The 20,415-nt window shown below is 66.1% G+C and carries 15 protein-coding genes and 1 pseudogene; 10 read left to right on the top strand and 6 right to left on the bottom strand.

Features of this window, described 5'->3' with window-relative positions:
* Positions 1-9 precede the first annotated feature (9 nt).
* From ACTEI_RS28370 to ACTEI_RS39075, 6 genes are all read left to right on the top strand, one after another.
* Positions 10-657: a GNAT family N-acetyltransferase gene (locus ACTEI_RS28370; protein WP_122980457.1), complete on the top strand. Its 648-nt coding sequence runs from the start codon at positions 10-12 to the stop codon at positions 655-657.
* A 183-nt stretch (positions 658-840) separates the two neighbouring features.
* Positions 841-2,070 carry an SAM-dependent methyltransferase gene (locus ACTEI_RS38680; protein WP_239082659.1) on the top strand — a complete coding sequence of 410 codons (1,230 nt, stop codon included), beginning with the start codon at positions 841-843 and terminating at the stop codon, positions 2,068-2,070.
* 609 nt (positions 2,071-2,679) lie between these two features.
* Positions 2,680-3,369, top strand: coding sequence for a GOLPH3/VPS74 family protein (locus ACTEI_RS28380; RefSeq protein ID WP_164466157.1), 690 nt, complete (start codon positions 2,680-2,682; stop codon positions 3,367-3,369).
* Between the two features lie 82 nt (positions 3,370-3,451).
* A complete protein-coding gene (locus ACTEI_RS28385) occupies positions 3,452-4,942 on the top strand; it encodes an APC family permease (protein ID WP_122980460.1) in 1,491 nt (496 codons plus the stop codon).
* Positions 4,939-5,586, top strand: a complete 648-nt coding sequence (locus ACTEI_RS28390) for a GNAT family N-acetyltransferase (protein ID WP_122980461.1) — start codon at positions 4,939-4,941, stop codon at positions 5,584-5,586. The genes ACTEI_RS28385 and ACTEI_RS28390 overlap by 4 nt, the downstream gene beginning before the upstream one ends.
* 14 nt (positions 5,587-5,600) lie before the next feature.
* Positions 5,601-6,209 carry a helix-turn-helix domain-containing protein gene (locus ACTEI_RS39075; RefSeq protein ID WP_262384862.1) on the top strand — a complete coding sequence of 203 codons (609 nt, stop codon included), beginning with the start codon at positions 5,601-5,603 and terminating at the stop codon, positions 6,207-6,209.
* A 65-nt stretch (positions 6,210-6,274) separates the two neighbouring features.
* On the opposite strand, the gene ACTEI_RS28400 is transcribed toward ACTEI_RS39075, so the two are convergent.
* The 4 genes from ACTEI_RS28400 to ACTEI_RS28415 all read right to left on the bottom strand — a co-directional run bounded on the left by ACTEI_RS28400 (position 6,275) and on the right by ACTEI_RS28415 (position 11,612).
* Positions 6,275-7,132, bottom strand: a complete 858-nt coding sequence (locus ACTEI_RS28400; RefSeq protein WP_122980462.1) for an IS5 family transposase — start codon at positions 7,130-7,132, stop codon at positions 6,275-6,277.
* A gap of 407 nt (positions 7,133-7,539) precedes the next feature.
* Positions 7,540-7,920: a bulb-type lectin domain-containing protein gene (locus tag ACTEI_RS37450; RefSeq protein ID WP_164466159.1), complete on the bottom strand. Its 381-nt coding sequence runs from the start codon at positions 7,918-7,920 to the stop codon at positions 7,540-7,542.
* Positions 7,905-9,086, bottom strand: a complete 1,182-nt coding sequence (locus ACTEI_RS37455; RefSeq protein WP_164466161.1) for a hypothetical protein — start codon at positions 9,084-9,086, stop codon at positions 7,905-7,907. The genes ACTEI_RS37450 and ACTEI_RS37455 overlap by 16 nt, the downstream gene beginning before the upstream one ends.
* 336 nt (positions 9,087-9,422) lie before the next feature.
* On the bottom strand, positions 9,423-11,612 hold the full coding sequence (locus ACTEI_RS28415) for a ricin-type beta-trefoil lectin domain protein (RefSeq protein WP_164466162.1): 2,190 nt from the start codon (positions 11,610-11,612) through the stop codon (positions 9,423-9,425).
* A 519-nt stretch (positions 11,613-12,131) separates the two neighbouring features.
* On the opposite strand from ACTEI_RS28415, the gene ACTEI_RS28420 reads away from it, so the two are divergent.
* The 3 genes from ACTEI_RS28420 (at position 12,132) to ACTEI_RS28450 (ending at position 17,966) form a co-directional block, all read left to right on the top strand.
* The gene (locus ACTEI_RS28420) at positions 12,132-13,223 is read left to right on the top strand and encodes a hypothetical protein (RefSeq protein WP_145830983.1); all 1,092 of its coding nucleotides are present in this window, start codon (positions 12,132-12,134) and stop codon (positions 13,221-13,223) included.
* Positions 13,224-13,358: 135 nt separating this feature from the next.
* Entirely contained in the window at positions 13,359-17,435 is a 4,077-nt protein-coding gene (locus ACTEI_RS37460) for a hypothetical protein (RefSeq protein WP_164466164.1), read from the top strand.
* Positions 17,436-17,516: 81 nt separating this feature from the next.
* Entirely contained in the window at positions 17,517-17,966 is a 450-nt protein-coding gene (locus ACTEI_RS28450; RefSeq protein WP_262384900.1) for an SUKH-4 family immunity protein, read from the top strand.
* A 14-nt stretch (positions 17,967-17,980) separates the two neighbouring features.
* On the opposite strand, the pseudogene ACTEI_RS28455 reads toward ACTEI_RS28450, so the two are convergent.
* Positions 17,981-18,671: pseudogene (locus ACTEI_RS28455) on the bottom strand (transposase family protein); the annotation flags it as partial.
* Between the two features lie 79 nt (positions 18,672-18,750).
* Here ACTEI_RS28455 and ACTEI_RS28460 point away from each other — a divergent pair.
* Positions 18,751-19,185 (top strand): Imm1 family immunity protein, encoded by a 435-nt coding sequence (locus ACTEI_RS28460; RefSeq protein ID WP_145830984.1) that lies wholly within the window; start codon positions 18,751-18,753, stop codon positions 19,183-19,185.
* Positions 19,186-19,314: 129 nt separating this feature from the next.
* Here ACTEI_RS28460 and ACTEI_RS37910 read toward each other — a convergent pair whose 3' ends face one another.
* Positions 19,315-20,331 carry a macro domain-containing protein gene (locus ACTEI_RS37910; RefSeq protein ID WP_203723877.1) on the bottom strand — a complete coding sequence of 339 codons (1,017 nt, stop codon included), beginning with the start codon at positions 20,329-20,331 and terminating at the stop codon, positions 19,315-19,317.
* Between the last annotated feature and the right edge of the window lie 84 nt (positions 20,332-20,415).

A 20,415-nucleotide genomic window follows, 5' to 3' on the forward strand; every position in this document is an offset into this window, starting at 1 on the left:
CGCCGTCCGATGACGCTCGACATCCGACACAACGTCCACATCCGCAAGGCTAGGAAACGTCCGCGCGACAGCGACGTCGCGGCTCTGGCCACGGTGCTGAGCAGCGCCTTCATGCATGCAGATCTGGCCGACTACCTCATCCCGGACTGGGATGAACGCCGGACCCGGTACCCGGACTATTTCGCGCTGCTTGCCGAGCACGCTCTGACCACCGCGCACGTCGACCTGCTCACCATCTGGAATCACTCCATCATCGCGGGCGCGGCCGTCTGGTACCAGGTCGACGAAGACGGGCTCCCCGATCCCGAGGCTGACTACGGTCATCGGCTCAGCGCCGCGGCGGGCCCAGCGATGGAGCGATTCACTGCTTTGAAACGGGCGATGCACGAACATCACCCACGCGCCGAACCACACGACTACCTCGCATATCTCGCGGTTCGGCCTCCATACCGGCGCTACGGATTCGCTTCCCGGCTGCTCGATCACCGTCATCAGCAACTCAATGCGGCCGGACGACCCGCCTACCTCGAAGCCACCGGCGACCACAACAGGGCGCTGTACGCGGCGCACGAGTACCTCGAGCTGGACCCGTACCCGATAGCTGCGGACGGCCCGCACCTGTTCCCGATGTGGCGCAAACCCAGCAACGCCGCGTAGATGGCCTCCGGCCGTGCATCTCTCCCCCGCAATCGCGCGGCCGGAACGGAGGGCGTACCGCTCGGCGCCTCTGGCCAGGCACCCGAGCGGTACGCCCTCGCCCCGCATCGTTGCCCGCCACCAAGGCCGGCATACCCACCTACCCCGGCAAAACCCACCATATCACCCACAAGCAGGGAAGACATGCCGTCCACACCAGCAACCAGTTTCAGCGCGAACAACGAGATCCTCGCGCGGCGCCGCCGCATGCCATCGCCGTACCGAGCCGGTCAGTACATGTCTCGGGCCGAGCTGGCCGAAGCGGTGAATAGGGCTTTGCGCGAGCTTCACCCGGGCCGGGGCGATCTCGCGTCGCTGGAGGTCGATGCGCGCTGGGTCGGTCACATGGAACGAGGAGCGCATCGGTGGCCCCGGGAAGAACGCCGGGCGGCGCTACGTCGGGTGTTCGACGCCAAACATGATCACGAGATCGGGTTGTATAACCCGCGCCGCACCGGCACGCTGCCGCACGCCGAGACGGCATCGGCGGCGGGCAGCGCCATTCCGGTGTCGCGGCCTGCCGTAGAGGACCGTGCGGCGCCGGCCGGCCGGTCGCCGGCAGCAGGTGGTGCAGTGGCGAGTTCGCGGATGGACACGTCGGTGCCGCATCCGGCTCGCCGCTACAACTACTGGCTCGGCGGCAAGGACCACTTCGCCGCTGACCGGGCCTCCGGCGACGCCATCGCCGAGGCGTTCCCGTCAGCGCCAGCCGCCGCCAGGGCCAACCGTAGGTTCCTGCAGCGCGCCGTGCAGTACCTGGCCGAGGAAGCCGGCGTGCGGCAGTTCCTGGATGTCGGCGCGGGTCTGCCCGTGCCGGACAACACCCATGAGATCGCGCAACGCATCGACCCGGCCGCCCGGGTGCTCTACGTCGACAACGATCCGCTGGTGATGGCTCACGCGCGGGCGCTGCTGTGCGGCACTGCGCAAGGGCGCACCGACTACCTGGAGGCTGACCTGCGCGATCCACGCAGCATCCTGACGTCGCCGGCTTTCCGAGCGACGTTGCGGCAGGAGCAGCCGATCGCGGTGCTGCTGGCCGCCGTCCTGCATTTTCTGACCGACGACGGTGAAGCGGCGCACGCGGTCGGTTGCCTGGTCGAGGCGTTGCCGTCGGGTAGCTATTTGGTGATCAGCCACTTCACCCTGGATCTCTCGCCGCAGGAGGATCGTCAGAGGTATCAGCGCATGTACCGCGCGGGTCAGACCGACGTACACGCCCGGACCGGCGAAACGATCGAGGGCTATTTCCGCGGCCTGAACCTCGTCGACCCGGGCATCGTGCCGATCACCCAGTGGCGCCCCGACACCGACGACTCGGAGCTCACCCCGGCGCAGGTAGCAATCTACGGCGCCGTCGGTCGCGTGCCATAACCCGTTGACGGCTGCAGAGCACGGCCTCGTGCACCGCCCCCGAGGCCAGCCCCGCACCCCACCCTGCTCGCTCCTGCGCCTGATCGCACCGGACAGTTCGTTCGATGTCGTCTGGTGATCCGCGCTCGAGGCGGTCGCCTGGTCCTTGCCTGCTGAGGCGCGGACGGCTTCACCGCTGTCACCGCGGGCGCGAACGGGTTGCTCACGATCAGGCCGCGCGCCAGAAAACGAAAACCGACACAAAAACCGCATTCCCGGCCATCGATCTTTATGCCATTTTTGATGGGCGCTTCCGGCCGCTAGCCGCCGGCCGCACTCACGGCCGGGGACTCACCTGCCACCTTCAGCGGAAGGAACACGCCCATGTCCTTCGACCGGCCCTCCGTGCGGGCCCCGGTAGACCACCCGCAACCCGTCGGGCAACGGCCACCCGACCCTGCCTGGCTGACCAGGCTGCCCCCACAGCCACCACCGGCACCCCAACCCCCGCTTGGCGAGCTGTCGATGACACAGTCCGTCGGCCGGCACGCCAAAGACCGAACATACCCAGCGGACGGCCCCGCCGCGCATCCCGCGCCGCAACCGGATGCATCTCCTAGGCCCGGTGTGGTGTCGGCGGTGGTGGCTATGCCAGCGGCCAAACGGCCCCGTACGCGTGGAGCGGTTCGCAACGCGCCGCTCGCCGACGACCTGTTCCGGCTGATGCACAAAGAACGCGACGGCGCGCTGCAACTGCACGAGGACGTAGCAGGCTTGGTGCTGGCCGCAGCGCTGCTCGGCGAACTCGTCCTGGGCGGACATCTGATGATCACCGCCGACTACGCGGTCACAGTCCCCACCCGTCCAGCGCCGTACGAGCCGCTCGCCCACGAGGTCCTGGACATCGTGACCTGCGAGAGTCACCCCGCGCCGACATGGCTGCTGTTCCTGGCAACCACTGCGTACGACCGGGTGGCGGGCCGGATGGTCCGTGAAGGCCACGTGGAACAGGTCGCGGCACGCCGGCTGTTTTCCCGAAACCGGACCGGCTACCGCCCAGCGGACGGCAACAACGCCGCCTGGCCGTGGGCGCGGCTGCTCAACCGACTCCAGCGGCAGGAGCCGCTGGACAACACCGACCGGCTCCTCGGTGGGCTGTTGCTGGCCTGCGACTGGCACCGCACGGTCCTGCGGACCGCGGACCTCAACGTGACCCTGTCACTGCGCCACGAGCTGCAGCAAGCGCCCGAGCCGGTACAGCTACTGGCCGCCCTCACCGAGAACGCTGTTGGCTCTGCGGTCACTTCCCGCCTCCGATAAGCGCACCCCTGCACCCACCCACCCACCTTCTTCAAAGGAGCCGTCTGCTGTGTCCCGTCCCCCTGCCGCCGCTCGGCCGAGCATGGTCCTGCAAACGCTGGCCGCGAACCGGCTCGGACCGTGGGCGCTGATCTTCGGCGTGCTCGCCGCGGCAGCACCGCTGACCGTTGCCGGGTCCGGCGCAACCACCGGCTGGGCCGTCACCGGCGTCGCCGGCATCCCGATCGGCTACGTCGCCGACGCGATCGCGCTGGCCCTGTTCTTCGTCGGCTTCGTCGCGATGGCTCAGCGCATACCGAACGCCGGCGCGTTCTACTCCTACATCACCCACGGCCTCGGCCGACCCGCCGGTGTCGCCGCCGTGTTCCTCGCGATCGTTGCCTACAACGCGATGCAGATCGGGCTCATCGCCGGGTTCGGACCCATCGCCGCGAGCTTCCTCGCCGAACACGACATCCTCGACGTGCCGTGGTGGGCGATCGCCTACCTCGGCATCATGATCGTCGCCTGGTTCGGCGCCAGCAGCATCGAGCTCAGCGGCAAAGTGCTGGGCACCTTGCTGATCGCCGAGATCGCCATCGTCATCGTCATCGCAGTCGCGCTGGTCACCCACCCCGCGGGCGGCACCGTCAGCTGGAACACCCTGGATCCGACAACGCTGTTCGGCGTCGGCGGCGGCACCGCGATGGCCATCGGCATCGCCGGCTACGTCGGGGTGGAAAGCGTCCCCGTCTTCCGCGAGGAAGCCAAGAACCCGGCCCGCACCATCACCCTGGCCATCTTCACCGCGCTGGGCATCATCGCCGTGCTGTACTCGTTCGTCTCCTGGTCAGCCTCGGTCGCCACCGGCCCGGAAAACATCATCGACCGCGCCCGCGCCGAGGGCCCGAACCTGCTGTTCAACCTGGCCGACGACCACATCGGCAGCGCCCTACCCGTGATCGGCAACATCCTCATGATCACCAGCCTGTTCGCAGCCATGCTCGCCTTCCACCACGGCGCCGCACGATACTTCTACTCCCCCGGCCGTGAAGGCGTACTCCCCCGCTTCCTCGGCACGACCGCCCCCCGCTCGAAAGCCCCACTCGGCGGCTCGCTGCTGCAAACCGGCCTGGCACTGCTTCTGGTGACCACGTATGCGATCACCGGCTGGGATCCTCTGACCAAGGGGTTCTACTGGCTGACCGTCGTCGGCGGCGTCGGCGTCCTACTCCTGATGACCATCACGTCCCTCGCCGTCATCGTCTACTACACCAAACTGCGCCGAACCGGCGAACCGATCCACGAGTCGTCCTGGCGTACCACGATCACACCGGTCATCGCCTTCGTCGGCCTCGCCTGGATCACCTACGAGACCTTCCGCAGCTTCGACACGCTGCTCGGCGTGGAGCAAGGACACCCCGCGAGCCTGCTGTTCCCGCTGCTGTATGTGGCAGCCGCGGTCGCCGGGCTGCTCCATGCCGTATACCTCGCCGGTGCCCGACCGCAGGTCTATCGCGTGATCGGCCGCGGCGCAGAGGCCGCCGTCGCCGCCCTCACCTCCGAGGCAACCCCGACGAAGACGCGCCGATGAACACCGCTGACGTCACGGTCCGACTAGCGGGAACCGATGATCTCAACGACGTGGCGCTCCTCCTCGCCGCAGCGTTCGAGGACGGCGACTACGCAAACTGGCTGGTCCCTGACAAGGTGGCACGCCACCTCATGTATCCGCCGTACTTCACGCTGCTGCTCGAACCCGCGATCGAGCACGGCCAAATCGAACTCACCAGCGACGGCGCAGCCGCCGCCGTCTGGTACCGGCTCTGCGGGCCGCCACCGGCACCCACGGACTACGAGCAGCGGCTGACCGACATCTGCGGCGCCCGCACCGCCTGGTTCAAACGCTTAGACGCGGCCCTGGAACGGCACCACCCACGGGACACCTCGCACGACTACCTGGCGTTCCTCGCCGTACGACCCGGGCGGCAACGGCAAGGACGCGGCAGCCAGCTGCTGAAACACCACCACACACTCGTCGACGCCGCCGGGCTGCCCTGCTACCTGGAGGCAACCGGCCCCGCAAACGCCGACCTCTACGAGCGTCACGGATATCACCGGCACGAGCCATTCCCCCTCGCCAGCAGTGGCCCGTCCGCCCATCCGATGATGCGACCCGCGGCACCGGTCGTCGCCCTACCCGCTGCCGACAGCTCGACCAGCAGCCGACCTGTCTGAAGCGACACCCGCTGGTGGCGCCGCACCGCGCCTCTCCCACCCGCGCCCAAGACCGCGGCGCCACCGCTTCGTCACTGTCCACCCAGTCGCTGTCCTCAACTTCTCGACCCACAAGAACACCCAATACGGCGTACTCAACGGCGCTGTGCGCCACGTCGGCGGAAACCCGAGGAAGACCCACTCGATCAGCCGCAGGCGACATACAGCTTCGGCCCAGCTCTACAGCTGCGAGAAAGAGACAACAGACAAGACCAGCGCAGCAACATCGCACCTTCCCCGAAGCCACGCAATCCATCGCCAAAAAGGAGAACATCTTGACGCCCCAAATCCGTCACGATACGGACAACGCCTCATCCCCGCACCGGCCCAAACGACATCAAGCCGCAGAAGTTCCCTCAACACGGCAACGGATCCCCGCCAGCGACCGACCCCGCGTACTCGCAATGGTCAAGGAACTCTACGTCCAACAAGGCAAGCCAATCCGGAAGATCGCCGCCGAGCTGGACCGCTCCTACGGGCTGGTGCACCGGATGCTCAAGGACGAACTCGGCGTGCAGATGCGGCCGCGTGGCGGCCAACACCCGATCCACCGCAGAAGCGCCGCCGACCGCGCCACCGAATGACCATCCGCCGAAAGCGGTCATGCAAACAGCCCCTAGAGGACGTCTGATTAACGTATCTTGTGGTGCTATCTGATTTGGGGGTCTCGCCAGGTTGGGGTGTTTTCGTCCGTGAGCCGGCGGGCGAGATTGTCGATCATGGCGAGGGTGATCATGGATTCGGAGTTGCCGGGCAGGGTTTCGTAGTCGCGGGCGAGTCGGCGGTGGTGCATGAGCCAGCCGAGGGTGCGCTCGACGACCCAGCGCCGTTTGGTGACGCTGAAGCCTTTGACCTGTGGGTCTTTGGTGACGATCTCGACGTCGACGCCGAGTGTGGCGCCGTGTTCGACGGTTTTGACCTTGAAACCGGCATCGACCCAGGTCTTGGCCAGAGTGGGGTAGGTGGCGGTGGCCTGGTCGAGCAGGTCGTTGCCGATCACGTTGTCGCTGACGTTGGCGGCGGTGACGAGCACAGCGAGCAGTAAGCCGAGGGTGTCGGTGATGATGCCGCGTTTGCGGCCGGCGATCTTCTTGCCGGCGTCGATGCCCTGGGTTTCGAGCGGCACGTTCGTGGATGTCTTGATGCTTTGGGTGTCCATGATCGCTGCGGTGGGCTCGACGGTGCGGCCGTGGTGGTCGCGGACGAGTCCGGTGAGGTTGTAGTTGAGTTCGGTGAAGATCCCTTCCTTGCTCCATAAGGCGAAGTAGCCGTAGACCGTCGCATGTGGAGGAAAGTCGTGGGGCAGGTAGCGCCAGGCGATGCCGGTGCGGTTGACGTAGAGGATCGCATTGAAGATCTCGCGCAGGTCGTGGGTGGGGACGCGGCCCTTGATGCCGAGCTGGGTTCGGGCGTCGGTGCGGGCCTGGCGCCAGGCGCTCAGGCGCGGCTCGATCAGGGCCCAGCGAGCGTCGGACAAGTCGGATGGGTATGCGCGTCGTTCGGTCATGACCTGGGGATACGGTGGCATCGGCGGGCGAGGGGGACACCAGGTCCGTCGATTCCGGGCGGAAAACTAATCAAACACGATCGAGGGATCAAAGGCCGCAGATCTCCTCATATCAGAGTCATCTCGAAAGGGTTGATTCGGGCGTATCGGCCAGCCGTAGCCATGATCGCGGGTTCTCAACCCTCCGATAACTCACCAACGTTATTAAAACGTCCAGTGAATGCTCAACCGGCCAGCCATCGTCGACGACACGCTGCACCAGCAGGCGTCGGCCGTGCACGGTCAGCCGGGCGTTACGGTCGGCCATGAGACCTCCGGTTTCGGCGAAAGGGTCGTAACTTCCACCACGCCGGAGGTCCCTTTAACTGTCCCATCCGGTGGGCGGCTGGTGGGCAACCGCCGTGGTGTCATACCGTCATCGATGCCCAGACTGCTTTGCCGTCTTGCCGGTAGAGCACCAGGTTGCCGTCGTTCTGCAATGCCAGCGTCGTGCGGTTCTCGCCGACAGTGTTGGATGCCCAGAGCGGCCGGTTCGCGTGGTCGTACAGCACCAGGTTGCCGTCGTTCTGGTTGGTGAGCCGGTAGCCGCGCAGGTTTCCTTTTACCCACAGCGGGGTGCTGCCGGAGGCGGTGACGCGATAGAGGACCAGGTTTCCGTCGGGCTGCATCCACAACCAATAGCGGCCGTCGGTTGAGCGCAGCGCGGCTCCGCGGAACACGGATCGGCCCGGCGCGAGGTCGGCTTGCCATGGGTCGCCGCGCAGTGCGGCGCCTACGTCGGTGAACATTGGTTCCTTGGGGTTGCCGTCGGCGTCGCGGAGCCCGAAGTGGCATTCGGCGTCTGCCGGGTTGGCGCGGCAGGGTTCATGCGAGTGTGGCGCGTCCTGGAATGAGAACATGAACAGTGGCCCGGTGTAGTCGCGGGAGCGCCACATCCGTACGCCCTCCTCGAGGGCGTCCCGGATGTATTCCGGGGGTTGCGGCTGGCGTGAGCCCATGGTCGGGAAGCCGAACTCGGTGCCCAGATTTTCTTCGCTGTGTCGCCGTGGCGGAGCATGACGTCGCGTACGGCTGCCAGGCCGCCGCAGTTGGCGTCATCGGGCCCGAAGGTGGACCAGAAGCGGTACCAGGTGCCGTTGGTGCATGGTGTCATCGCATACGAGGGCAGGTGTCCGCCGGTCCAGTCCGGGTAGGGATGGTAGGCGACCGCGTCGAAGTAGCCGGCCTTCTTGTTCTGGTATGCCCATTCCAGCCAGTCGGAGGCTTCATCGTTGTTGTGGATGGTGCCGTTCTTGGTGACGGTGTCGCCGCTGGCGGAGCCGCCCGCCAGTACCGAGCACTGCGGGCACTTCGCCTTGATGTGCTGGTAGGCGATGCGGGTCAGTTCCCAGTAGCGGCCGGCGCGGGCGTCGAGGCTGTTGTCGCCGTAGTTGCCGAAGCGGCTGATGTTCGGTTCGTTCCAGACTTCGTACGCCTGCACTTTGGGGCCGAAGTGGGAGACGGCTGCGTCGATGATGGCTGCCCAGGCGGCGTCGTCGGTGGGGAAGTAGCTGGGGTCTCTGTCGCCGTTAGCCCATGGCGCCGCGTAGTCGAGGATGAGCAGCACGCGGGCACCGCGCTCGTAGGCAGCATCAACGCGTGGATCGAGGGCTCGCCAATCGGGTGCGCACGTGGAGCACTTCTGGACGTTGTCCCAGAGCAGATCGAGGCGAATGATGGGCTTCTTGTCGCCCAAATACTCGTCCATGGCGGTGATCCGGTCGATCGAGGATGCGTCGTCGCCGTTGCCGCCGCCTTCGGCGAATCCGACATCGTCGGAGGTGAACGTGTACGGCGATGCGGCCGCTGCCGCGCTGGCGATAGCCGGCAGGGACGAGACGTTGCTCAGCGCGATGCCGAGGATGGGCAGGATGATTCGTGCCGTCATCCGGCTTAGGTGTGCGGCAAGCGCCATGGATTCTCCTGTTGTCGTGTCTTGCTCACCGGCACGACGGTCACGTTGGTCGAGCTGTCACTGATCGGCCGAGGGGCCGGTATGAACGCTTTTGCCCTGGGTGCACGGGTGGCAAGGGCTGCTTGGCGTGGGCTGCCGAGATGTGGGCTAGGGGCGTTTTGGTTGGCGCGTCGAAGCTGATGTGAGTGCGCGGGGCATCCCGGCCGACGCTGTTGCTGGCGCGAGCGTCGCGAGGCGTCAGGATGCGGAGGGGCATCCTGACGCCTCGCATGGTCATTCAGGGTTGGAGCGCCGGTGCGTCGTGTGCCTCACCGGTGTCGCCATCCCTGGTGCTGGCTACTGCCTGCGCCATTTCTGGTTGTTCTTGGTGGTGCAGTCGGAGATCTGCAGCTTGGCGCCGTCGCCGGTGGCGCTGCCGGCGATCTCGACGCACTTGTTCGACTGCGGGTTCACCAGTCGTCCGCTGCTGTCGACCCAGAATCGCTGGGCGCCGCCGCCGTCGCACGCGCCGAGTTGCACAGCGGTGCCGTTGGTCTTCGCGCCTCCGGCGACCTCGGCGCACTGGTTGTTGGAGCTCACCAGCGCCTCGTTGATGATCATCCATTTCTGCGCTGGCGAGCCGTTACAGGTGTACATCTGCAGCTTGGTGCCCGGCTGGAAGGTTGAGTTGGGCACGTCTGCGCACTTGCCGTTGAGGTAGCTGATGACCGGCAGGTCTAGGGTGTTGGAGTACCAGACGGCTTTGCCGTCCTTGTTGCTGTAGAGCACCAGGTTGCCGTCGTCCTGCAGCAGCAGCGTGCTGGGGCCGTTGCCTGCGGTGTTGGATGCCCACAGGGGGGTGTTGTCGGCACGGTAGAGGACGAGGTTGCCGTCCATCTGGTTGAGCAGGCGCACACCCGTGGTTGTGTTGGTGGCCCACCCTGGGCGCTGGCCCTTGTAGACCACGAAGTTGCCGTCACCTTGCAGATTCGCGGTGTGCCCGGCCTGGGAGTGCAGTACCCGGGCCTCTTCCAGCCGCTGGCCCGGGGTGAGCGCGGTGCTGGTGGCGAACCACTGCTGGCTGGCGCTGTCGGTGACCTCGCCGGTGATGGCGGGTGCGCCGGCGTCGCGGCTGGCGCCCTGGACGGTGATCGCGCGGTTAACTTGCTCGTTGATCCAGATGTAGTTGCCGCCGACCTTCTTGTAGGAGAAGTACTGGTCGGCTTTGCCGTCGCAGGTTCGCACGACGAACGCGGCGTTGGTGACACTTATGCATTTGGTGCGGTCCTTGGCGCTGATCAGTCGGTAGCGGCCGCCGGTGTTGTAGACGCGCATCCCGATCCACAACTGGTCGCCGGCGTGGGTGCAGTTGCTCTGCTGTAAGGGTGAGCCGTCGCCGGTGCTGCCGCCTCTGATGGCCAGGCACTGGTCGGAGTTGGCGTTACGCCACTCCCAGCTGCCCTTGCTCGGCCGGTTGGCCTCATCGGGGGCGACCTGGTGCTGCCCGAGCAGGAGGAAGTCACTGACGACTCGCCGGTCGCCGATGAGGGCCTGGGTCGCTGCCGTGACCAGGTTGTCGGCGCCGTCGGCGATGGCGCGGCTCTTGATCGACTCGATCGAACGGCGGTCGGCGGCTTCCGCCTCGGCCAGCTGCCGATCAAGGTCGGCCTTGTTGGCGGTGTGGATGCCGGTGGTGATGAATTCCCGCCAGACGGTCCGGTCGCTACTGCGCAGGGCACGTTCGGCGGCGGCGCTGATTTCCGGCCGGTTCATCCTGTCGACTGTTTCCCAGATCCACCGGATGAAATCGTCGTTGGCCATGGCGAGCTTGCCGGCATCGGCGACGACGCCCAGTACCGCAGCCGCGGCTTGCATCGCTCCTTCACGGGCGATGCGTTCCTGCTCCTCCTTGCCCTGATCCTCGGCGGCCTTGATCGCGTCCTGTACGTCCTGGTCGGCGGCAGTCATCACGCCGGATGCCAGGAAGGTGTGCAAAGCACCCCCGCCCGCCCGGAGAGCGGCATCAGCTGCCGCCTTCACCCGATTACCGGGAGCCTTGGTGAAGATCTCGTACACCGCGTCGCGTTCGGACAGCAGCAGCATGCGCCCGTCAGTGTCGATGGTGAGTCCTGCAGCAGCGTAGGCAGCACGCCGGAGGTCGCGTGCCTGCCGGGCAGCCGTCTCGTCGGCGATTTTCTTCGCGTCGTCGGCCTTCTTGGCGTCGAAAATACCGACCACAATGAACGCTTTGCAGACAGCTTCGATGATTTCCTCATCGGCGGTCAAGGCGAGTTCCGCAGCGTTACGAACAAGCGGATAGTTAGCCGAATTCTGCCAGATTTTGAAGACGAAGTTTCGGTCGCTCAGAGCGAGCCATGTTCCGTCAGGTTCGATTTCAATCTCGCGGGCCGCTTCGACTTTCTGCGCCATGTCAGTCGGCAAGCCGTCATCATCGAAAAGATCAGTGCTCGCGGTCGCCGAAATTGCCGATGGGGCGGTGGGCGTAGGTGCCGCAACGGCAGGAACCGGGCTCGTGAGCAGCGTCACGATAGCAGCGGCAGAGGCTGCAAGCAGGCCTCGGCCGGCGCCGGGACGTCTGATGGCGATGTGCATAAACTTCCCCGTCGTTGGTGCTGTCGTGCCTGGTCAGCACCTCATTGGCGAGGCCACGATGGACCGCTGCGGCCGCCGGGAGGCCACTGTCAAGATGCCGTGTTCCAGGCTGGCCATGGGAACGTAACCATGCCACTACACCCGCAGTCAACATTGATGGAGATTTGTCTCCTGGCTCACTCGAAACAGCCAGCGTATGAGCTGTTCGTGGGCCATTCGGCCCCGTGGGAACCCTGGTGCGCGGAGGTGATCACGTGTTAGATGGTCGTGAGGTCAGTCATGGCGGGCGATTCGTCGCCGCCTTCATCGGCCGATGGCTCATACCCATTCTGGGTGCCGAACCCCGCTGACCTGGGCGAATGCCAAATGTTGTCTGAGGTGTCGTTATGGCACGCGTCAAGGGCCGGGGTGCAGGCGGCTGATAGGTGCCTGCGGTGAACGGGGGATGAAATTATGAATTTGCCGAGACGAACTCGCTGGGCTGTGACGCTTGCCGCCGTCACGGCAACCTCCGGCGTACTGGCAAGCGAGGTCACGCCCGCCTGGGCGGTTACGTCTCCCGCGCATGCCTCTTATGCCTCGGCCGCGTCGTTCGATCCGGCAGCCGCCGACCGCCTCTATGTGAACTACCTGGCCCTCTACGATCCTCGGTCACTGGTCCGGACCGCCGCATGGTCGGCGCTGATCGCCACCAACGTGAATGCCGCCGTAGCGCGGTTCCTCAACTCGGAACTGGCGTACGCGGTGAACCGGTCCGACGAGCTCAACGCGCGTAACGCTGACTTCGCCCGGCGAATCCTGGCCACACACACCGCTGAGTTCGCCCCGGAGGTCCATGCCGCAGCGAAGTTCGCGTTGAACAGCGGCCCAACCGCACTCGACGCCTTCGCCCGTACCGGATACGCCGCGGCGATGCAACGCGACCGAGCCGCCCGCGAGGCGGCCGGCGCGCAGGCCGCCGCGCTGGTGCAAGCCGACCGTGACTTCGTCGCCGCGCTGCGAGACACCGACCCCGGCGCCCAGGTGCGTGCCGCCGCCGGATACGCGCTACGAGCCGAAGCGACCGACGCCGACGTGGTGGAGTTCTTCGCCTACGACTGGGCTGCCGCCGCCAGCGCCGACATGCAAGCCCAGCAGGTGCAGTGCGCCAACAGCGACATGGTCTGGCTCGCCGCCGTGAAGCGGCTGCAAGCTGAGGCCGAAGCCGCGGAGAAGGCCGCGCTGGCAGCCGTCGGCGAAGCACAAATCCAGGCACGGGCTGCGGCCGCCCGTGCGTGGCACGCCATGGGCGAACAAGCCAGCTCCGCCCAGACCACCTGGGAGGCCGCCGAGAAGGTCGCTGCGGGCCAGGCAGCCAACTGGCAGCAGATCGCCCGTGCTGCCGCCGATGCGACGGACAACCCGAACTGGCAACCCATCGCTGACACGGCCCCGACCACGGCACAGCAATGGACCACCTGGCGCAACAATGCCGCCTCGCGGACCGCCTACTGGGCCGGCCTTTACGAGCTCGCACTGCAGGGCGAACGCAAGATGCAGCCCTAACCGGCAGCGGCATCACCGCCGGTCGACTGTCCCGGCAACGGAGCTACTCGTAGGCCCGCGAGTAGCAGTGCGGCGTACCCACGGCACGTCGCCATCGCGATCTTCCGCCAACCCCCGCATCAGGAATCAGGTGTCGTGAACATCTCACTGTCAAAACCAGCCGCGGCGCCGCGGCGCCGCCGTGACCGGCCGTGGCTCATCCGTGTCGGCGCCGCGCTGCTGGCAGCCACCATGATCAGCACCGGCGTCGACGTGCCGGCCCACGCCGCACCCGTACGCGCCACGCCCCTGGCAGCAGCTCTACAAGCCCTGGCTGAACAAGAATCCGACGACGGCATCGTTCTCGACAACCGGCTGCGAGATCTGGTCGCCGACATGGCCGGGCTCGACGCCGACGACGAAGTCCGTGCCGCCGCGCAGCAGGCCCTGAACGCGGGCACTCCTGAAGCGATCATGGCGTTCCTCAACGGAGGCGCCGACGCCGCCAGGAAACAGGCGAAGAAACGCCGCACCGATATCGACAACCGCAACATCGCCACGATCACCGCGCTCGCCAACACCGGTGGGCCCGAATTCAACGCCGCGGTCCAGCGAGCGTTGAAAGGCACCGCCCTCGACCGCGAAGCCTTCCTCGCCTACGGCCGGGACGTCGCCACCGCCCGGGACGTGGCCGCCGGCGCCGCGGAAGCCGAACGCCGGCGAGTACTACGCCAGCGAGTGACGATGCTGGCCTCCGGCAACGGCACTGAAGTCGCCAAGGCCGCCGCCGCAGCGCTGCAGGCCGGTGACACCGCCATCGCCGAATTCTTCACCACCGGCTACCTGGCCGCGGCCAAGAAGGACGCCGAGGCATACGAGGCCTATGCCGAACAGCTCGCCGCCCGGCAGAAAGCCGCCGACGACCTGACAGACCTCGCCCAGCGATCCCGCCGCGCCAACGAAGCCCGCCGCCTCATCATGATCGCCCATGGCGACGGGGTCCGAGCACTCGAGCGCGCCGCGAACGCGATGACCTCAGCCGGCAACGCCGCACGAGCCGCGCAGCAGCGCCTGACCACCAACACCGCCAATGGGACCAAGGGCGGGTTCGACACCCTCACCGCGGAAGTAGTCCGCCAAAGCGGCTACGCCACCGAATACGCCCGGCAAGCCCAGACCGCGGCCGTGCAAGCCGGCGTCCAGGCACAGGTTCTGATCGACACCGGCCTCGACTACGGCACCCAGTGGGTCACCGTGGTCCAGGCGATGGGCGCTTCTGCCGCCGCCGCCGCCGGCGCCGCCGACTCGGCCAAGCATGCTGTGGACGCGATCGTCGCCGACGACGCCGCCACCGGCGCCGCCGACAAGGCCACCAAACACACCGCCAACGCCGCGCAGTGGGAAGGCGCCGCCAAGGAACACGAGAAAGCCGCAGCCCAGATCGCCGCCGCGGCCAAAGCCCAAGCTCTGACCGCCGCCGATGCCGTCGCCCGCAGCAAACGCGCACGAGCCGACGCCGAAGCGGCACTCCAACAGGCCATCACCCATGCCGGCAAAGCCAAGCAGTACCGGCAAACCGCGGAGACCGAACGCGACACCGCCGCCGAGCAGCGCACCATCGCCGAACGCGAAAGAACCGTAGCAGCGCAACAGAACGCCCTGGCCCAGCAACAAGCCGCAGTCGCCGAACAGAACCGCAAAGTCGCCGTCGAGCAGCGCAACATCGCGACCCAGAAACGCGCCGAAGCCGACGCGCAGGCGAAGATCGCGTCAGACAAACGCGCTGCGGCGCAGCGAGAAGAAACTGCCGCCGCCACTGCTAGCACCAAGGCCCAAGACCAGGACCGCCTTGCCACCAAGGCCAACGAGGCAGCAGCCGCTGCCGACACCAACGCGACGGCTAAATCCCGCGCAGCCAGGGAAGCCGCCAGGCAGCAGAACTTCGCCGAGGCGCGCGCCCGTCACGCCGAGGCCGTGGCCGCCAGCATCACCGCCGGCGCAGAGAAGGACAAGGCCAAGGCCGCGGCAGTAGCAGCCCGGCAGCAAGCCAACGACGCGGCTGCCGCATCCGACCGCGCGCAACTGGACGCCGATGCCGCTTCCAACGCCGCCATCGCAGCACGCCAGGCCGCCATCCAAGCGGACGGAGCCGCCGCCAGGGCACGTGCCGCCGCCAGCCAGGCCAGGGCCGCCGCCGCCAACGCCCGGGCAGCAGCCAGCGAAGCGGAATCCGCCGCAGCGCGAGCCCACACAGCCGCCAGCATCGCCAACACCGCCGCATTCAACGCCAACCGTGCCGCCACCGCCGCCGAAGCCGAAGCCTCCGCCACCCACGCCGCTGCCCTGCGCGCTGACGCCGCCGCAGCACAAGCGACCGTCCAGCAGAGTCGTGCCGCCGAGGCCGCACGAACTGCAGCAACCCAAGCCCAAGACGCCCTCGTCCAGTCCGGCTTGGCGAAGCTGGCCGCGCAGCACACCATGGACGAAGCGAACGCCGCCGCCACCGAGGCATCCACAGCAGCGCTGCAGGCCAGCATCGCCACCAGAGCTGCCACCGCGACCAGGCAAACCGCGTCCGGGATCGCCGAACCCGCCAATACCGCGATCGGCCAGGCCGCGCCGTTCACCCAAGCCGACATCGACGCTGCCTTCGCCACACAGGTCGCCGAACGCGCCCAAGACCTCGGCGACACCCACGTCAGCCTCGCCGACGCGGCAGCAACCGACGCCGCCAAACAGGCAGACTGGGCCACCCGGGCCGCGCAAGCCGCCAACGAGCAAGTTCGCCCAGCATTCACCGCTGCCGCCAACACCGCAACGTCGGCATATGAGGCGGCGAAGTCAGCCGCCCAGGCGCAGCGTTCCGCCGCCGAGGCCGCACAGCACGGTGCAGCCGCTCGCACGGCTGCCGCCCAAGCCGACGCCACCGACCGCGTCGCCCAGGCCGACGCCAAAGCTGCCCGCGCCGCCGCCAACCAAGCAACAGCCGACGCCAACCTAGCCGGCCGCGCGGCCGCCGACGCCGAGACCGACGCGAAAAACGCCCGTGCCGCCGCGGACCGAGCCACCGCAGCCGCCACCGCCGCTACTACCGCCGCCCAAGAGGCCACCCGTCAGGCGACCGCGGCTCAAGCCGCCGCAGACCAGGCTGCCATCGACGCCAACGCGGCCCAAACCGCAGCCAACAATGCCAAGAACCACGCCACCACAGCAGACAATGCTGCTAAACATGCCGAAGACCAAGCCAAAGAGGCTGAGGATCATGCCGTTCATGCCGCCGATGAGGCAGAGGACGCGCTCGGTTACATCGAGGATGCCGAGGATTCAGCCGAGTATTTCGACAAGAGAGCTCGTGCGGAGCAGCAGGCTGAGCAATACAAAGATTCCCTGCTCAAGCTGCGTGAAGTAGCTGGAAACACGCCCGGCGCCGAAGGGCTGAAAGAGGAGATTGATGAATTCCTTGCTGCCCTTGAGGGTGATATTGATTGGTTCATAAACTTTATTATTGAACATCAGGAAGAAATTTCCGCTCTCGCTCAAGACGTCCTGGAGATCGCTGCTGGTACGGGCGTCGCTGCGGCCGGAGTGGGTGGCGCTGTGTGGGCCGACTCTGTCCTCGCTGGCTGCGGTACGGCTCTTCTAGTTACGGCTGAAGGCCCAGTTATCGTCGTGGGGGCCGTTGCTTGCCTAGCGCTGGGTGGCGCTGCGCTTGCCGGCAGTGCGGTTGTTGCCGGGGCCGGAGCCAAAGTTTTGGGTGACGGACTCAATAAGGCGCGGAATGATCTCAATGCGCTTCACCGGGAATGGGACGCGAGTAGGGCTGGCTGTGCGGGTAAGTGTGGAAATGAAATCGGTTCGCAGGTCGATGCGTTTGGCGGAAGCGATCTCACTGTCGCGACTCAAAAGCGTAGGCGGGTAGACGGTGCTCGCGGCAAATCGGGGAACTACGGAGCAGCTCTCTTGGACGACGGTTCTATCATCACTGGAAGATCAGGAAAGGGAGTGCATGCAGAAGAAGATCTACTCGACCAAGCCGCCACGTTGAAGAAGACGGTCGTTAAACTTTATACTGAGCGAGCGCCCTGCGCTAACAAGTGCCAAGGGAAGCTCAAGAAAACCGAGGTAGAATGGTCTTGGCCATGGAATGGAGCGACTAAGGAGGAAACGACTCAGATCAGAGATGAAACTAACAAGGCGGTAAAAGAGTACGTCCAAAAACTTTTCAATTCTTGAATTGCGGTGCGGCTTGTGCGTAGTACTGAATTGCTGCCGTGGCCTCGCTTTGCGTTGAGGTCGGTGACTTGCCCGGAAGGTGTGCCGGATTCCATCCGGCAGGTGCTGGAGCAGCGGGGGGTCCCTGAGCGTAGCGTTGGCGGAGAATACCTCGCTCTCGAGTCGGCGGTCTTCTTGGAAAGACCCGAAGGTCTGCTGGCCTTCGGCAAAAGCGGGCTGGATGGACGTATTTGTGTAGACGTTTATTCGCTTGAGGTTGTTCATGTTCCAACGCCAGGAGGTTGCACGATTAACTCAGTTAATTCTAATCTGATACTTTTCTCGTCCTGCGTGGAAGCAGTATTTTCTCGTTTCCCGTTTTACTCCTATGAGACAGTAGAAGAACTTGGGGAAAGAGTCGCGGAATCGTTACGGGAGGAGTTATCGAGGATTGACTCCTCGGTAGGTGAGCATAATGGCTTCTGGGAAACTTTCCTCGATGATGTAGCTATCGGCGACTATGCCGATGAGGAGTATGAGCGTGCAGGGTAAGGATTGAGGCTTTTTCATCCTGCGTAGCGGTTGGCTTCGACGTGGTGCAGCACGAGGATGGCCTGCACGATCGCGGTGGCTCGGCGTGGGCAGCAGCGCAGCTTGGCCAGGATCTTCCAGGTCTTGAGCGTGGCGATCGCCCGCTCACCGCGGGCGCGGATCTTGGCGTGGGCGCGGTTGACCGCCTTCTGCCGGCGTGACAGCTTCGGCCGGAACCGCCGGCGTTTGAACGGGGTGCGCACGCTGCCGCGGGCACCTTGGTAGCCCTTGTCCGCGAAGGTCATCACGTCGGCGCGGGCCAGCGCGTCGATGATGCCGTGGGTGCGCGCGGCGGTCAGGTCGTGGGTCGAGCCGGGTAGCGCGGCCGAGGTCCAGACGAGACGTCCGGTCGCGTCGGCGATGATCTGCACGTTGACGCCATGGCGCTTGTGCTTGCCGGAGTAGTACGGCCTTTGATCGGCGACCCGGTCGATCGGGATCAGCGTGCCGTCCAGGATCGCGTACGCCAGTTGCCGGATGCGCCGCATCGCGCTGTTAAGGTCGTCGGCGACTGCGCAGGTAGATCGCTTCCTGGACGTAGCGCCAGGCGGTCGCTATCCCGATCTCGAAGCCGGCGGCGAGGCGGGTGTAGGTGTCGCCGTTGCGCAAGTGGGCCAGGGCGAGCAGGGCCTGCCGACCCGGGTTCAATCGCCTCCATCGAGATTGCGCTGCTGACGGTGGCCGCGGGTCCATTGGCGTGACGCGTCCGGAGAGCGGCGGTCGCGTGTATTTGACGGGGTATGGGATGGCGAATAGTGATGCGGCAGTGATTGAGGCGCGCTACAGGAAGGAACACGCGGATAATCCCGCGATGCTGTCTTCTGTGGAGGACGTAGACAGGTTCGTGGATGCGCTGCGCGATGGATCCGCGGGGGAGAACCTTGCTCAACTGCATTCTTTGAGTCGCCCCCTTCTTTCCTCCGGGTGTCCTGATCATGAATTGCTCGTGGGAGTCAACGGGGCATCGAATGTCGGTATGCTGGCATGGATGGACGCCAGTGGCAATTTCGCGACGCTAGGGGTGTCGGAACAGCAGGCGCGTGGAACGTACTCCATCATGGGTGAGTGGACAGAATTCCCTGAAGATGTAGAGGTTCCTCTTGAGGTTATCCGCCAAGCGGTTAAGGATTTCTTGATATCGGAGGGGCGCCCGACCTGCGTGGAATGGCAGACTGAATAGCGGTGCCGTGTCGGCGTTATATGAATGGTAGTTGAGGCGTAGCGCTCATTGACGCAGTGGCGCCCGGCCGGTGGGTGAACGTGACCTTCAGCGGTTCATGGCTTCCGCCGGCCTGGCATCCCGCCAGTCTCAACGATCGGCCAGGTCGAGCGGTAGCTGAGCGGCAGCCGGGCCGAGCGAGTAGAAGATCAGTCGCACCGGGCTGCCAGTGGCTGCTGTGGTGAGCACTGATTCAACGTCTGGCCACCGCAGCCCGCCGATTCCTGCCGCGATCTGCGGCAGGCCGATGGCCGTGATACCGCGCTGCTCGGCGTCGGCCAGCATGCCTGCAACCGCATGCTGGACGGCGTCGATCCTGGCATGCGGGCCGGGCCTGTCTTGGGTGGCGAGGTTGTACACGGTCATCCCGTCGGGTGTCTGCCACACGTGCATACCGCCGATGGTGAGATGGCCGGTACGGCAGGCGGTGCGGTAGCTGTCGTACAGGTGGGTCCATCGGTTGCGGATTTGCCGGGCGATGCCGGCACCCATGATGCCGCGGCAGTTGACGCCGTGGGCGATCGCGGGTAGCTGGGAGGCGAGTAGGTCACCGGTGCGGTGTTCGACTGCCTGCATGGCGGCGCCGGGGCCAATCACCATATCGTCGCGCCACTTCCCGGCCTTTCGGATCGCCGCCACGCAATGGGCGGTGCCGCGGCTGGCCGGGTCCCACACGACGAAGTCGTCCGCGTTGTCGACCATGAACTGGTTTCGCCAGAAGTTGGCGTGCAACCCGTCGACCTTGAGTGCGGTGGTGCCGTGGATCTGCTCCATCACGTACGTCGCCTTCCACGCCGCGGCGGCGATCTCCGCGAACTCTGGCAGCCGGTTCCGTTCGAGCACAGACGCCTTGCCCCAGTAGTACTGGGCGTACCCCTTGTTCGGCAGGGCTAGCCACAGCCGTATTCCGAGCCGGATCGCGACCCGGGCCAATAGTTCGTCCCAGCCCTCAGCCGCCCCGCTCATGACGACCAGGCGGCTGCCGTGCTTCGACAGCCGCCGCGCGACCGCGTCCATGCAGCGGTCCATCGCCTCCACCTGCACGTGACGTGGCGCCGTGCGCAGGCTCCGGGAGCCGGTGCCTGCGAGCACGAAATCACCGGTCATGCGACTGGCCCTGTTCGGCCACGGCAGGTGACAAGACTCGGATCGTCGGTCATCCGGTCTGCGGGGCCCAGATCAGCGAACTTC

The sequence above is a fragment of the Actinoplanes teichomyceticus ATCC 31121 genome (genome assembly GCF_003711105.1).
Taxonomy (GTDB): Bacteria; Actinomycetota; Actinomycetes; order Mycobacteriales; family Micromonosporaceae; genus Actinoplanes; species Actinoplanes teichomyceticus.